This window comes from Rhodoferax sp. (assembly GCF_028689305.1).
Classification (GTDB): domain Bacteria; phylum Pseudomonadota; class Gammaproteobacteria; order Burkholderiales; family Burkholderiaceae_C; genus Rhodoferax.
Window position 1 is genome coordinate 1 of sequence record NZ_JAQTWM010000011.1, and the last position, 13,095, is coordinate 13,095.

At 65.2% G+C, this 13,095-nt stretch carries 15 protein-coding genes and 1 pseudogene; 11 read left to right on the forward strand and 5 right to left on the reverse strand.

Annotation, left to right across the window (positions count from 1 at the left end):
• From PHW99_RS03930 to PHW99_RS03955, 6 genes and pseudogenes are all read left to right on the forward strand, one after another.
• Positions 1 to 255, forward strand: a pseudogene (locus PHW99_RS03930) (tautomerase family protein); the annotation flags it as partial.
• A gap of 294 nt (positions 256 to 549) precedes the next feature.
• The gene (locus PHW99_RS03935; RefSeq protein ID WP_300174001.1) at positions 550 to 1,320 is read left to right on the forward strand and encodes a hypothetical protein; all 771 of its coding nucleotides are present in this window, start codon (positions 550 to 552) and stop codon (positions 1,318 to 1,320) included.
• A 421-nt stretch (positions 1,321 to 1,741) separates the two neighbouring features.
• Positions 1,742 to 2,119 carry a VOC family protein gene (locus tag PHW99_RS03940; protein ID WP_300174002.1) on the forward strand — a complete coding sequence of 126 codons (378 nt, stop codon included), beginning with the start codon at positions 1,742 to 1,744 and terminating at the stop codon, positions 2,117 to 2,119.
• 8 nt (positions 2,120 to 2,127) lie between these two features.
• A complete protein-coding gene (locus PHW99_RS03945) occupies positions 2,128 to 2,577 on the forward strand; it encodes an EVE domain-containing protein (protein ID WP_300174004.1) in 450 nt (149 codons plus the stop codon).
• A gap of 73 nt (positions 2,578 to 2,650) precedes the next feature.
• Positions 2,651 to 3,379, forward strand: a complete 729-nt coding sequence (locus tag PHW99_RS03950; RefSeq protein WP_300174006.1) for a zf-TFIIB domain-containing protein — start codon at positions 2,651 to 2,653, stop codon at positions 3,377 to 3,379.
• Between the two features lie 77 nt (positions 3,380 to 3,456).
• Positions 3,457 to 4,176, forward strand: coding sequence for a YafY family protein (locus PHW99_RS03955; RefSeq protein WP_300174008.1), 720 nt, complete (start codon positions 3,457 to 3,459; stop codon positions 4,174 to 4,176).
• Here the strand turns inward: PHW99_RS03955 and PHW99_RS03960 are convergent.
• From PHW99_RS03960 to PHW99_RS03980, 5 genes are all read right to left on the reverse strand, one after another.
• A complete protein-coding gene (locus PHW99_RS03960; protein WP_300174010.1) occupies positions 4,064 to 6,022 on the reverse strand; it encodes a phosphodiesterase in 1,959 nt (652 codons plus the stop codon). The genes PHW99_RS03955 and PHW99_RS03960 overlap by 113 nt on opposite strands.
• Positions 6,023 to 6,114: 92 nt before the next feature.
• Complete coding sequence (gene thiL / locus PHW99_RS03965; RefSeq protein WP_300174012.1) at positions 6,115 to 7,113, reverse strand: thiamine-phosphate kinase; 999 nt, start codon at positions 7,111 to 7,113, stop codon at positions 6,115 to 6,117.
• A complete protein-coding gene (locus PHW99_RS03970) occupies positions 7,106 to 9,139 on the reverse strand; it encodes a site-specific recombinase (protein ID WP_300174014.1) in 2,034 nt (677 codons plus the stop codon). Before PHW99_RS03970 ends, thiL begins: the two co-directional genes overlap by 8 nt.
• 6 nt (positions 9,140 to 9,145) lie before the next feature.
• Positions 9,146 to 9,547, reverse strand: coding sequence for a Co2+/Mg2+ efflux protein ApaG (apaG, locus tag PHW99_RS03975; protein WP_300174016.1), 402 nt, complete (start codon positions 9,545 to 9,547; stop codon positions 9,146 to 9,148).
• Between the two features lie 6 nt (positions 9,548 to 9,553).
• Positions 9,554 to 10,030, reverse strand: coding sequence for a type II secretion system protein N (locus tag PHW99_RS03980; RefSeq protein WP_300174018.1), 477 nt, complete (start codon positions 10,028 to 10,030; stop codon positions 9,554 to 9,556).
• A 55-nt stretch (positions 10,031 to 10,085) separates the two neighbouring features.
• On the opposite strand from PHW99_RS03980, the gene gspG reads away from it, so the two are divergent.
• The 5 genes from gspG to gspK are packed head-to-tail and all read left to right on the forward strand — an operon-like array spanning position 10,086 to position 13,086.
• Positions 10,086 to 10,541: a type II secretion system major pseudopilin GspG gene (gene gspG, locus PHW99_RS03985; RefSeq protein ID WP_300174020.1), complete on the forward strand. Its 456-nt coding sequence runs from the start codon at positions 10,086 to 10,088 to the stop codon at positions 10,539 to 10,541.
• Complete coding sequence (locus tag PHW99_RS03990) at positions 10,513 to 11,046, forward strand: prepilin-type N-terminal cleavage/methylation domain-containing protein (RefSeq protein ID WP_300174022.1); 534 nt, start codon at positions 10,513 to 10,515, stop codon at positions 11,044 to 11,046. The genes gspG and PHW99_RS03990 overlap by 29 nt, the downstream gene beginning before the upstream one ends.
• Positions 11,046 to 11,435: a type II secretion system minor pseudopilin GspI gene (gene gspI / locus PHW99_RS03995; protein ID WP_300174024.1), complete on the forward strand. Its 390-nt coding sequence runs from the start codon at positions 11,046 to 11,048 to the stop codon at positions 11,433 to 11,435. Before PHW99_RS03990 ends, gspI begins: the two co-directional genes overlap by 1 nt.
• Complete coding sequence (locus PHW99_RS04000) at positions 11,435 to 12,100, forward strand: prepilin-type N-terminal cleavage/methylation domain-containing protein (protein WP_300174026.1); 666 nt, start codon at positions 11,435 to 11,437, stop codon at positions 12,098 to 12,100. The genes gspI and PHW99_RS04000 overlap by 1 nt, the downstream gene beginning before the upstream one ends.
• Positions 12,097 to 13,086 (forward strand): type II secretion system minor pseudopilin GspK, encoded by a 990-nt coding sequence (gspK, locus tag PHW99_RS04005; protein WP_300174028.1) that lies wholly within the window; start codon positions 12,097 to 12,099, stop codon positions 13,084 to 13,086. Before PHW99_RS04000 ends, gspK begins: the two co-directional genes overlap by 4 nt.
• Positions 13,087 to 13,095 lie beyond the last annotated feature (9 nt).

Genomic DNA, 13,095 nt, shown 5'->3' on the forward strand with positions numbered 1-13,095 from the left:
CAATGGCATGTGGGAGGCCGCAGCGTGGCCGGGCCGACGGCTTTTCTGGAAATCAGCGTGACCCAGGGAACCAATACCGCGCAGCAGAAGGCCGACTTCATCGCCGCCGCGTTTGAGGAGTTGCAGCATCAACTCGGCGCGGGCCAAGCGCTGGAGCGCGCCAGCTACGTCATCGTGCGCGAGCTGCCCGTCACCGATTGGGGTTACGGCGGCCAGACCCAGGCGGCGCGCAAGTCGGCCGGGTCAGGGCCGTGAAGGCGAGCTTGGGAAGGCCCATTCAGGGGCGCGGCCCCATGGGCTATAGTCCGGCTGAATAAACAGCGCCGGGGACAACAGACCGGCGTTTGCCAGAATTTCGCCAGCCTAGGCGACAGGGTTCAAGGGGAGGGACATGACGCCAATATTCAATGCCATTGACCACCAATCGAGGCCCCATGCGCCTTCCGCGTGGTTGCTCAACGCCGCCCGCAGACAATATCCCAGCTTATCCAGTCGTCTGACTTGGCAATGCCAGGATAGGCGGTCGGCTGCATTAAGTTAGCGCTCAAGATGGCCGCCCCATCCTTTGCAAAGCAGCTCCTGCAACATTGGGGCATTGCCGTTTCCGACATACCTACGTCAGTGAAAGAGGAATCGGACTTCTTAGCTACGTTCGGGACATACAAGGTATTGATTGAAGAAAAGACGAAGATCGACGACCCAACCCGCCTATTGCAACGGGCAGCCACGTTGTCGAAGGGCGAAGTACATGGTGCATCGACTCCATTAGTTCGAGACAACCGCCTTTCCGGCCTAGTTGGAAAAGCCGCCAGCCAACTTTTATCCTCGGCTGATAAAGATCATGACTTTCGTTTGATTTGGTTCACCGGTACCGGAGTCGATGCTGAAGCAAAGTTCCATCAATTCATCGCAACAATCTATGGAACGACCAACATCCTTGAGATGAACGCCTCGCACTATAGACGCTGCTACTTTTTCCGAAACAGCGATTTTCATCGCTATGCGCAGGTCATTGACGGAGCCGTCGTGGCGCACGTTTCTGGTTCGTCCATTTCCGCCAAGCTCTGCCTGAATCCACTGTCCCCGCAGTTCAGCGCACTCAAGAGTTCCTCCGTCGTGGTGCCATTTGGTACAGCGGTTGAAGATCCTGTGGCGCAGGAACAAGCGAAGGACGTTCTTGTCGTTGATAGCGACATCGACCGCAATGACGAAAGCGCCTTACTTGCCTTTCTACAGTCGAAGTACGGCACGCTTCCGCTCATGAAATTCGACCTTGGCTATTTGTCTGCAAGCGTATTGGTCGGCGAAAATGAGCGCTAACCCGGCAGTCGAGCGGACCTGCGCAAAAAGCCGCGCAGGCAGCTCACTTCTACGTTGAAGCTGTAAAAGCACCCTTCCCAAGGTCAATTCCCATGAGCCGGTGCGTGGTCTGAAACGCTGAGTTCACATCCCCGCCGCATCACTTGGCACACCACACACCGCCTGCACTTGTTGGGCCAGTCCCATGAGCTGGCGCTGTGGGTGCTGTTTTGGTCCACAATTCACTACTAAATCAATAGCTATTAAGGTAATAAATACGAGGGCTAAAGGCTAAATTGGCACAAATTTTGCGGCAACGGGGTGGGCCAGCGCGAACGTGGCCACGGGTTCGGCGCTGCTGAGTGACATCACGCTGCTGACACAGCGTTGTCAGCAGCCCTGGCGCACCATCTGGGCTTCTTCAACACAACAGGAGTTCCTGATGAAAAACGCCATCACATGGTTTGAAATTCCCACCACCCAACTGGACCAGGCCCAGGCTTTTTACGAAGCCGTGCTGGGGCGGCCGATGCGCCGCGAGGCCATGGGCCCGTTTGAAGGGGCGGTGTTTGCCTACGATCACCCGGGCGGCGGTGTGGGTGGCGCCTTGTTGTCGGGGCCCTGTGCCGCTGGCGCCACCGGCACAGGCGCGCTGGTTTACCTGGACGCCTCCCCGTCGCTGGACGCGGCCCTGGCCCGGGCCGTGGTGCATGGCGGGCAGGTGGCGCTGCCACGTGAGGCCCTGCCGCCGGGCATGGGCTTTTTTGCCCACATCACCGACCTGGATGGCAACCGGGTTGGCTTGCACGCCGAACAATAAAGGCGGCCATGCGCCAGAACTGGATTGCCGTGGCCTGCGCCGAACATGCCCTGCGTGGGTGTGCGGTACCGGCCCACGGTTTCATGCAGGTGTGTCATGGCAAGTGTGCACCGCTCAAACGGGTGGCGCCCGGTGACCGGGTGGTGTATTACGCCCCCACCGTCACCATGGGCGGCCAGGACCGGCTGCAGTGTTTTGTGACCATCGGTGTGGTGCAGCCGGGGCAACCCTACGCGTTTGACATGGGTGGCGGCTTTGTGCCGTTTCGCCGGGATGTGGTCTATGTGCCGGCGCAACCGGCGCCGATTGCGCCGCTGCTGGACGGCTTCGAGTTTGTCGAAGACCGCAAGCGTTGGGGTGACAAGTTCCGGTTTGGCCTGTTCAAGGTGTCTGACCACGACATGCGCCGGATTGCCCAGGCCATGGGCGCGGATTTGGCGTCACTCTGTTTTTCCTAGCTGCGCCGCAGGCGCCGGGATGGCGGCAAGACAGATTAGCATTGGAGGGTCTTGCACACCGATCCATTGCACCATGTCCGACGCCCCCAACTGCCCGTCCTGCCACGCTCCCATGGAGGTGCACGCGCTGGCCAGCGTGGCCGGGGGCAAGGTGGCGCTGGACCTGTGTTTTGCCTGCCATGGCATCTGGTTTGACCCGCAGGAAAACCTCAAACTCACCGCCGCGGCGGTGGTGACCTTGTTCAAGCTCTTGCACGAGCACCGTGATGCGCCGCGCCAGCCGCTGGCGCTCAAGCTGGCCTGCCCGCACTGCAGCCGCACGCTGGCCCAGGGCTTTGATGTGGTGCGCAGTGGCCGCTACATCACCTACCGGTGCCCGCAGCGCCATGGTCGCTTCAGCGCGTTTTCGTCGTTCATGATTGAAAAAGGGTTTGTGCGCCAGCTCACCCAGCCTGAAATTGACGACATGGCGCGCCGGGTGGCGGTGATCTATTGCAGCAGCTGTGGTGCGCCGGTGGACCTGCGCCAGGACCACGCCTGCCCGCATTGCCGTTCGGCCTTTTCCCTGCTGGACCCGCAAGCGGTGGAGCGGGCGCTGCAGGGTTATGCCAAAGCGGCCAGCGGCGCCCAGGCCGTCAAGGTCCCCGAACTGGCTGACGCCCTGGTGGCGCTGGAACGTGATCGCCAGCGGGCGCAGCGTGAGGCCCGGGAGGCTGGCGGCTTCACACTGCCCGGTGACAACTCGCCAAGGCTGGACCTCTGGGGGCTGGGGGTGGCCATGGTCTGGAGCATGCTGAACTGAGAATTGGTTTGCTATAAGTAATATAGCTGTGTAGATCTATTTTGTCTGGGCTGGAGCCCTAAAACACTGGTAACTTCATGCGCCGTGCCGACCGCCTGTTTCAAATTGTCCAGCTCATCCGTGGCCGGCGCCTGACCACGGCGGCCTTTCTGGCGCAGCGGCTGGAGGTGTCTGAACGCACCGTTTACCGCGACGTGGCCGACCTGCAGCACCAGGGGGTGCCGATCGAAGGTGAGGCCGGTGTGGGTTACCGGCTGGGCGCCGGGTTTGAGCTGCCGCCGCTGATGTTCACCCACGATGAGGCACGGGCGCTGGTGGCCTCGGTGCGGATGGCGCAGGTCTGGCAGGACCCGGCGCTGGCGCAGGCCTCGCAGGTGGCGCTGGGCAAGATCCTGTCGGTGTTGCCGGCGGCGGCGCGTACCGCGGCGCAAAGTCTGGCGATCTACGCCCCGCCCATCGGGTTGGAGCCTGCGGTGCAGGGCGTGTTGCAAACCCTGCGCCAGGCCGCCCAGGGGCATCACAAGGTGCGCTTGAGTTACTGCGATGCCGCCGGGCAGGCCAGCCTGCGCACGCTGCGGCCGCTGGGTTGTTTTTACTGGGGCAAGGTCTGGACGCTGGCCGCTTGGTGCGAGACGCGCCATGACTTCAGGAACTTCCGCCTGGACCGGGTGGCGGAGGTGCAGCTCATGGCCGGGCCGGATGGGCGCTATCGGGATGAGGCGGGCAAGACGCTGGCGGACTACTTTCGGCTGGCGGTGCCGGCGCCAGTGCAGGCGCAGTGGGCGCAGCAGGAGTAGCGGTCTGACTGGGTTGGCTGCGCTCGAACAGGCCGGAGCCGGCCTGTTTGGCGTCATGCTTGGCCAGGGCCGCCAGATTGGCCACCTCTTCGGCCTGGGAAAACTCGCCACCTTCAATCACCACGGCACCAACGGCGACGGTGGTGAACGGGAAAAACCGGGCCACGCCATGGCGGTCTTCGGCGTGGATGCCGCCGGCCTGGCGCGCCGCTTCGTCAAACAGGGTGACCGATTGGCTGTTGAACTCTTCCACCAGGCGCTCACAGCGCTGGCGCCAGTCCGGGCTCTGGAACAGCAGGATGAAGTCGTCGCCCCCGACATGGCCCAGGAAGTCGCGCTGCGGGTCGCAGTGCTGTTTGGCAATGTGCGCCATCAGGCGGATCATTTCGTCGCCGCGCCAGTAGCCGTAACAGTCGTTGAAAGGCTTGAAGTTGTTCAGGTCGGCATAACAGGCGACGAAGCGGCTTTGTTTTTTCAGCAGGCGTTCGATGTGCTGGCTGATCGGGATGTTGCCTGGTAAAAACGTCAGCGGGTTGGCGTGGCGCGCCGCTTCGATGCGGGCTTCGGTGACCGAGCGCACCAGCTGGTCGCCGGTACCGAGGCCGACGTAACGACCGTTGTCGGTGACGATGAACCCGTCGGCCAGGTAACGCTGGTCTTCCGAGGTCAGGATGCCCACCAGGTCATCGACCCGGTGGTTTTTTTCAATCAGGCGGGGCTGGGTGTTGGCATTGAGCATGCACGACTTGCGGCCCGACAGGTCGCGGTAGTAGAGCTTGGCGTACTCGTTCATAAAGTGCAGGCGGTTGAGGATGGCCACCGGCCGGCCGTCCTCCAGCACCGCCACGGCGTGCAGGTCGGGCCGGGCCAGGAACAGTGCCGCGACCTCGTCATTGGTGTTTTTCGCGGTGACGGTGGGGGCTTCGAGCAGCGGCAGCTTGTTCAGATGGCCATCGGGCACGGCCTTGCCCAATTGGGGAAAGACCGCAATTTCCCGCTCCGTCAGCAGTTGGGTGGCGGCACGGTCGAGCTTGTCCAGGGGCACGCTGGCCGGGCGGCCAAAGTGGTAACCCTGGCCGAAGGTGAGTCCCAGGTCGCGCAGCACCCGCAGGTCCTGCGCGTTTTCGACCCCCTCGGCCACCAGTTCGGTGTCGAAGATGGCGGCGATCTGCAGCAGGGCACGCACCGTTTTCAGCTTGTCGGCATGTTCACTGATGTGCTGGATGAAATACTTGTCGATCTTGACGATTTCGGGCCGCAGCTGGGACCACAGGCGCAGGCTGGAGCGGCCGTCGCCAAAGTCGTCGAGCGCCAGCGCGACGCCTTTGCTGCGCAGCGCCTGCACCACTTCGGCCAGCAAGTCCATGTCGGTCACCCGTTCGTGTTCGGTGATCTCCAGCACGATCATGCGGGGCAACACGCCCGCGCTGCTCAACAGGTTCAGCAAGCCTTGCGGCCCGCGTGTCAGCACCCACTCGATCAGCACCGCCGCGCTGATGTTGAGAAACAGCCGTCCGGCCGCCTTGAGCCGGCCCCAAGCCTGCAGCTGGACCACGATGCAGGCGATTTCCAGTTCGTAACCGAGCTGCTCGGTAGCCGCCGCAGCCAGCAGGGCGTCCGGGCTGTGCAGGGCGTGTCCGGCTGGGCCGCGGATCAAGGCCTCATGGGCATGGATGGCGGCCTGCCCCAGCTGGACGATGGGCTGGAACACCGGCTGCAACTGGCGTTCCTGCAGCACCCGGGCCAGCGGCCCAGCGCCGCCGAACTCGATGATTGGCGGCATCGTCAATGGACCGACGGTGGCCATCGGCTCGGGGGTGCGGACATTGAACTGGGGAGACGACATGAGGACCATTCCGGGAAGGACAGGTGCTCAATTTAAAACAGTGACGTGTCAATTTTGTGACAAAGTTGTGACCCCCGGCGCTGGTCCTGAAGTCACTTGAAATGATCGAACGAGGCGTAGTGGTTGGGCAGGGCTTGGCCGGCGCCATCCACCAGCCGCAGGCCGGGCTGGGCCTGGATCTGGCCAATGCGGGTCACCGGGGTCTGGCTGAGGCGCCCGGCCGCTGCCACCGCGTCACGCAGGTGCGCAGGGGCGGTGAACAACAGCTCGTAATCGTCCCCGCCGGACAGCACCAGGGTGCGTCGGGTGGTTTGCAGCCATTGGGCATCAAATTGGCCGCTAGCCCGGATGAAATAATCGTTATTAGCTATCAATGTTGTAGCAATATCAACATCCACCAGGGCGCCGACGCCGGAGGCTTGCAGGATGTGGCCCAGGTCGCCGAGCAGGCCGTCGCTGACATCCATGGCGGCGCTGGCGATGCCGCGCAGCGCCAGGCCCAGCGCCAAGCGCGGCGTGGGCCGCTCCAGCCGGGCGCGGGCGGCGGTCAGCACGTCGGCGGGCAGGGTCAGTTGGCCCTGCAGGGCATCAAGCGCCAGCCGGGCGTCGCCCAGGGTGCCACTCACGTACAGGTCGTCACCCGGCTGGGCGCCCGAGCGCAACAGCGCCTGCGAGCGGCCTGCCACCACCGGCACCTCGCCAAACACCGTGATGCAGATGGTCAGCGGCCCGCCGGTGGTGTCGCCGCCAATCAGCTCACAGTCGTGGGCGTCGGCCAGCGTCAGCAGCCCTTGGGCAAAAGCGGCCAGCCAGGCCTCGTTGGCCTCGGGCAGGGCCAGCGCCAGCGTGAAGGCCAGCGGCTGGGCGCCGCAGGCGGCCAGGTCGCTGAGGTTCACCGCCAGCGCTTTGTGGCCCAGGCTGGCCGGGTCCACATCGGCAAAAAAGTGCCGCCCCTGCACCAGCATGTCGGTCGAGATCGCCAGCTGGGTGCCGGGCCGGGCCTGCAGCAGCGCGCAGTCGTCACCCACCCCCAGCGCCGCACGCCGGGCCGGGTGCTTGAAGTAACGCGCAATCAGGTCGAACTCACCCATGCGGAGGTTCGCTGCCGGGGGCCTGCGGCGTGGTTTCGGGTTCGGGCCAGAAGAAGCTGCGCAGCCGCGTGCGCAGGCGCTGGCGCAGTGCGGCGTAGATGGCGCTGCGCTCGACGCCGCCGACATTGTGCGCACGCAGTGCCAACTGGAAGGCAAAGTAGAAGCTCACCCCCACGTTGAGCAGTCCGGTGACGGCCAGCCCGGCCAGACACCACCAGAACGCGCCTTGCTGAAAGATCCCCAGGCCCAGGCTGGCCGCCGCAGCGGCGAGCTGGCCGGTGGACAGCGTGACGTGGCGCACCTCCAGTCCCAGGCCAAAAAACGCCGTAAAGGCGGGAATCAGCCCCAGCATGAAGCCCAGCGACACGTTGGCGGTCAGGCCCGAAATGTTGTTGCGCATGAAGGTGGCCCAGCGGTCGGCGCGGGCTGCGCCCAGCACGGCAGTGATGCGGGGGTTGTAACGCAGTGCCGAGTCCAGCCGCTGCAGCACAAACCAGTTCTCGGCCCAGCCGGCGATGATGCTGGATGCAAACAGCAGCACCCCAGTGAGGGCGGCAAATAGCGCAGTCGGGCCGAGCAGGGTCAGGTCGTGCAGCACATGCTCGGCGGTGGCGTGGTCAATCATGGGGCGGCCCAGCGTGGCCCACAGCGCGGTGCTGATCAGCAGCACGCAGGGAATGACCAGCGCCAGGTTGCCGGCAATGGCCGCCACCTGCGAGCGCACCAAGTGCGCGACTTCGTCAATGAAATGGTCAATGGCATCCGGGTGGCCCAGCTCCTTGAGTTTGGCGGCCATCGCCGGGGCGGTCATGGCCGGCTGTTTGGTGGCCACGGTCCAGTGCAGCAACTGCACCAGCACAAAACTCAGGGCGTAATTCAGGCCGGCATAAAAGCCGCTCCAGAACGCCGACAGGCCCATCGACAGCACCACAAATTTCATCAGGGTGGTGAGCGACATCACGGCGCCGCCGCCCGCGGCATCACGCAGCATGTGCCGGTATTCGGCGCGGGTGCGGGTGATGTAGTGTTCCCCGGTTTCCGAGCTGCGCTCGGCGACCTTGGCCGCCAGCATGGACGAGTTGGCGGCAATCAGGGCGCGCAGACTCAGGCGCTCCTGTCCGATGGTCACCAGATGGGCCAGCAATTCGGCGGTGTGCGCGTGGGGTGTGTCGGAAAACAGGCAGTCCAGCAGGGCGCGGATGCGCAGCACCCGGGCCCGCAACTGGCGCAGCTGGAACACCAGGTTGACCGAGATGCCGTGAGCTTCCAGGTGGGTGTAGACCGAGGCCGCGGCATGGCGGCAGTCATCCAGCTGGCTCTGGTAGCGTTGCAGCGCCTGCTGGCACTCGGCGCTGGGCTGGTGCGGGTTGCGGCGCCAGGCGGTGGCCAGCCGGTCCAGGTGGGCGTTCAGGGCATGGAAGGGCCCGGTTTCGCGGGCCGGGGCGCTCATGCGCAGGCGCAGCTCGGGGGAAAAGCCGGCAGCGCGAATCTGGCTGGTACAAAAGGTGATGGCTTCCATCACGGTGGCTTGCCAGGGCGACGGCGGTGGCGGCTGCGTGGATGTCGGCGCCGTTGCCGGGCCTTGTAGCAGGTCGGCCAGACGCTGCAGCAGGGGGGCGTCCAGCGCAGCGATCCATGACGCATCAAACGGGTGGTTGAGCACCAGCGCAAACAGCGTGGAGGCGTCGGCGGTCTCGGGGGTGCCGGGCAGCAGCTTCAGGCGCAGGCGTTCGGCCAGCTCGCTGATGAAGGCGCTGCGCGAGGCAAAACCGTAGTCGGCCAGCAGGGCGGTGGCGTCCACGGTGTCCAGCAGGGTTTGCCACCATTGCTGCACCTGGGCGCGGGTCTGCGGGCGTTGTTGCAGGGCGTCCAGCAGCAGGGTCAGGCGCGAGTGTGCGGCGGCCACCGATCGGGCGTCACCACGCACCCAGTCGAGCAGCTGGATCAGCCACAGATGGCGTTGCACCAGGCCAGCGTGCGGGTTGAGCGCATCCAGCAGTTCGGGCAGGTCGTGGCGGGGTCGCATGGGGTGTCAGTGCAGGGTGCGGGTGCCGCCGCTGGCGCTCAGCGCGTCCAGCACAAACATGGGCACGTCCACGTCAAACTTTTCACCATCTTCGGCCACACAAAAGTAACTGCCGTGCATGGTGCCGGTGGGGGTGCGCAGGCGGGTGCCGCTGGTGTATTCAAAGGACTCGCCGGGTTGCAACAGGGGCTGCTGGCCAATCACCCCCAGGCCCTTGACCTTTTCGTGCAGGCCATTGGCATCGTTGATGTTCCAGGTGCGGGAAATCAGTTGAGCGGCCACCTGACCGGTGTTGCGGATGGTGATGGTGTAGGCAAAGAAGTACAGCCCCTGATCGGGGGCTGACTGGTCGGCCAGATAGCGTGGCCGGACCTGAACGTGGAATTGGTAAGCGCAGGAGGCTGGCATGGCGGCTCACGGTGTCTCGGGCATGCCGGGCAGGATCGGCAGGGTCAGCGTGACCGTGCCTTGTGTCTGGCCTGGCGGCCCCAGCACCACGCTGCGGGCTTTGACGGCTTGCAGTACCAGCCCGTCGCCAACCGGATCGCCCACCCGGTAGGGTTTGGCCGCCGCACCTTGGGCTGCCAGCAGGGCGCGCCCCTGGGTGCCCTGGCCGCCCTGGGCAATCACACCCAGCAGCTTGTAATGGCTTTGCAGGCTCGGCGTGGCGTTGGGTTCGGTGGATTGGCTGGCGCCCAGCAGCTGCGCGATCTTGGTGCTGTCAATGCTGGCCACCGGTGTGGCGCTGACCGGGTTGCGCGCGGGCTGGGGCTGGGCCGGCCAGTGCAGGACCCAGAAGACGGCGCTGGCCGTGGCCAGTGCCGACAAAAAAAGCGTAAGCAGACGTGTCAACCAGCGATTCGGGCCGGATTCGGGGGGTGTGCGTAACATGGGCGCGATTATCATCGCAACACTTCCAAGACTTCATGACGTTCAGGTCAAGACCATGCGCTCAACTTCTTCTGCTTTTGTCCTCTCCTTGCCGCGCCGCCTGCAGGCCGGTTTCACCTTGATCGAACTCATGGTGGTGCTGTTGATCATTGGTGTGCTGGCCGCGTTGATCGTGCCCAATGTGCTGGACCGGGCCGACGATGCCCGGGCCACGGCGGCCAAAACCGACGTGACCAACCTGATGCAGGCGCTCAAGCTGTACCGGCTGGACAACCAGCGGTATCCGACTGCCGAGCAGGGCCTGCAGGCGCTGCTGGTCAAACCCACGACCGCACCCGTGCCTGGCAACTGGAAACATTATCTGGACCAGTTGCCCAAGGACCCCTGGGGCAATCCTTATGTGTATCTCAACCCCGGCATCAAGGGTGAGGTGGATGTGATGTCTTACGGCGCCGATGGCCAGGCCGGTGGCGAAGGCAAGAATGCGGACATTGGCAGCTGGCAACCCTGATGACTGGCGCCTGGCCGGCCTGAAACACCGACGGCCTGCTGGCCGCCAGGGCGTGCGGGCCCTGGCGGGTTTTACCCTGCTGGAGCTGTTGGTGGTGCTGGCGATTGTCGGGTTGGCCTCTGCCGGTGTGGGTTTCGCCCTGCGTGACGACACGCAGACCCGGCTGGAGCGTGAAGCCTTGCGCCTGGCCGCTATGCTGGAAGCCGGGCGGGCGCAGGCCCAGGTCAGGGGCGTGCCGGTGCGCTGGTCTGCCACAGCGCAAGGTTTTCGTTTTGAACCGGAGTTGGTGGCGAGCCCCCCGGACGCGCCACGCCAGTGGCTGGACCCCGACACCCGCGTCCGGTTGCAGCGCGCCGGCCGCGAGGCGCAGGCTCTGGTGCTCGGGCCCGATGCCATCATTGAACCCCAGGCCGTGGTGCTGTCCATCAGCAGCCAGCCGCAGTCCGGGTTGCGGCTGGCCACGGATGGTGTGCGGCCGTTTGCCGTGCAGGCCGGGACACCGTGATGATGTCCTGCGCGCCTGCGCGCCGCCCTGGCCGATCCGGTCTGCGTGGTTTCACCCTGGTGGAGGTGCTGGTGGCGCTGGGCATCGTGGCGATTGCCCTGATGGCCGGTGTGCAGGCCACGGGCGCCTTGACCCGGCACGCCCAGCGGCAGTCGGACATGGTGCTGGCCCAGTTGTGCGCGGAAAACGAGCTGGTCAAGGTGCGTCTGACCCGGCAGATGCCCGGTGTGGGCAACAGCACCGTGCCATGTGAGCAGGGCGGGCGTCCGCTGAGCGTGGCTTTGGCGGTGCGCCCTACGCCCAATCCCAATTTCCGGCGGGTGGATGCGTTGGTGCTGGACGGTGAGCAGACCATCTGGAATCTGACCACGGTGGTGGGGCGTTACTGATGCACCGGCCAGGTTCCTGTCGTCATCCCCACCGCGGGTTCACGCTGATTGAGCTGCTGGTGGCCATCAGTTTGATGGCCCTGATGGCCGTGTTGAGCTGGCGCGGCCTGGATGGCGTCAGCCGCTCGCAGCAAGGTTTGCAGCAGCGCTCGGATGAGGTGCTGACCCTGCAGGCCACGCTGGCACAGTGGGGCGCCGATCTGGATGCCATGGTCAGCCAGCCGGATTTGCCTGGGCTGGACTGGGATGGTCGCACCCTGCGGATCCTGCGCAGCAGCAGTGCCGACCCGGGGGCTGGCCTGGTGGTGGTGGCGTGGGCGCGGCGCGCCAGCAACGGGCTGGGCCAGTGGCTGCGCTGGCAATCGCCACCGCTTGCCGCGCGCGGTGATCTGGATCTGGCCTGGCAGAAAGCAGCGCTGTGGGGCCAGGCCCCCAGCGATGACGATCGGGTGCGTGAGGTGCGCACAGTGGCGCTGGACCAGTGGCAGGTGTATTTTTATCGGGGCAACGCCTGGACCAACCCCTTGTCCAGCGCCGGCAGCGCGGCCGCCAGCACCAGTGTCCCCGACGGGGTGCGGCTGGTCCTGACACTGCCAGCAGGCCAGGCCATCAGCGGCACGCTGACGCGCGACTGGGTCAGCCCCCTGATCGGTGGGGGCAAATGAAGGCGCCGAGGCTGTTTCAGCCCCCCCGTCAGCGCGGTGCCGCCATCCTGACGGCCATGCTCACGGTGGTGCTGGTGGCGACGCTGGCCTCGGCCATGTTGTGGCAGCAATGGCGCGGGGTCGAGGTGGAGACGGCACAGCGCACCCGGGTGCAATCGAGCTGGGTGTTGACCGGCGCCCTGGACTGGGCGCGCCTGATCCTGCGTGAAGATGCGCGTCAGGGCGGCGCCGATCATCTGGCCGAGCCCTGGGCGGTGCCGCTGGCGCCCGCGCGGCTGTCCACTTTCCTGGCTGCCGAACGCGGTCAGGCGCTGGTGACCGATGAGGTTGATCCTGGGCAGGAGGCGTTTTTGTCAGGCCAGATGCAGGACATGCAGGCGCGCCTGAATGTGACCAACCTGCTTGACAACGGCAAGCTGCATGACCCCAGTGTGGCGGCCTGGGGGCGGCTGTTCAAGCATCTGAAGCTGCCCGAGTCCGAGCTGCTGGCCTTGAGCCAGGCGCTGTTGCGTTCGCAGGACATGCGTGCTGCCGGTCAGGAGGGTGGCAGCCGGCCGCTGCAGCCGCAGGGGGTGGATGATTTGCGCTGGCTGGGGCTGTCTGCCGCCAGTTTGCAGACACTGCGGCCTTTCATCACGGTGTTGCCGGTGCGCACCCCGGTCAACCTCAATACCGCGCCAGCCGAGGTGTTGCTGGCCAGTGTGCCGGGTCTGGACATGGCGCTGGCGCAGCGTCTGGTGCAGGCGCGTGCCAGCCGCCACATGGCCACCCTGATGGACGCCGACCAGTTGGTGGGCAAGCCCGAGGTCCGTTTTGACGCCAACCTGCATGGGGTGGCCTCACGCTTTTTCAGCGTGACCGGCCAACTGCGGCTGGGCGGCAGCACCGTGCAGGAGGTGTCGCTGTTGCAACGCGACGGGCTGGATGTCAAAACCCTGAGCCGCCACCGCGAGGTGGTCAGTGATGTGGCGCCAACCCTACAATGAGCGGCTGAT

Bases quoted from the DNA above. Each gene is read 5' to 3' on its own strand.
- PHW99_RS03935 (WP_300174001.1), top strand. From the start codon at position 550: ATGGCCGCCCCATCCTTTGCAAAGCAGCTCCTGCAACATTGGGGCATT.
- PHW99_RS03940 (WP_300174002.1), top strand. From the start codon at position 1,742: ATGAAAAACGCCATCACATGGTTTGAAATTCCCACCACCCAACTGGAC.
- PHW99_RS03945 (WP_300174004.1), top strand. From the start codon at position 2,128: ATGCGCCAGAACTGGATTGCCGTGGCCTGCGCCGAACATGCCCTGCGT.
- PHW99_RS03950 (WP_300174006.1), top strand. From the start codon at position 2,651: ATGTCCGACGCCCCCAACTGCCCGTCCTGCCACGCTCCCATGGAGGTG.
- PHW99_RS03955 (WP_300174008.1), top strand. From the start codon at position 3,457: ATGCGCCGTGCCGACCGCCTGTTTCAAATTGTCCAGCTCATCCGTGGC.
- PHW99_RS03960 (WP_300174010.1), bottom strand. From the start codon at position 6,022: ATGTCGTCTCCCCAGTTCAATGTCCGCACCCCCGAGCCGATGGCCACC.
- thiL (WP_300174012.1), bottom strand. From the start codon at position 7,113: ATGGGTGAGTTCGACCTGATTGCGCGTTACTTCAAGCACCCGGCCCGG.
- PHW99_RS03970 (WP_300174014.1), bottom strand. From the start codon at position 9,139: ATGCGACCCCGCCACGACCTGCCCGAACTGCTGGATGCGCTCAACCCG.
- apaG (WP_300174016.1), bottom strand. From the start codon at position 9,547: ATGCCAGCCTCCTGCGCTTACCAATTCCACGTTCAGGTCCGGCCACGC.
- PHW99_RS03980 (WP_300174018.1), bottom strand. From the start codon at position 10,030: ATGTTACGCACACCCCCCGAATCCGGCCCGAATCGCTGGTTGACACGT.
- gspG (WP_300174020.1), top strand. From the start codon at position 10,086: ATGCGCTCAACTTCTTCTGCTTTTGTCCTCTCCTTGCCGCGCCGCCTG.
- PHW99_RS03990 (WP_300174022.1), top strand. From the start codon at position 10,513: ATGCGGACATTGGCAGCTGGCAACCCTGATGACTGGCGCCTGGCCGGC.
- gspI (WP_300174024.1), top strand. From the start codon at position 11,046: ATGATGTCCTGCGCGCCTGCGCGCCGCCCTGGCCGATCCGGTCTGCGT.
- PHW99_RS04000 (WP_300174026.1), top strand. From the start codon at position 11,435: ATGCACCGGCCAGGTTCCTGTCGTCATCCCCACCGCGGGTTCACGCTG.
- gspK (WP_300174028.1), top strand. From the start codon at position 12,097: ATGAAGGCGCCGAGGCTGTTTCAGCCCCCCCGTCAGCGCGGTGCCGCC.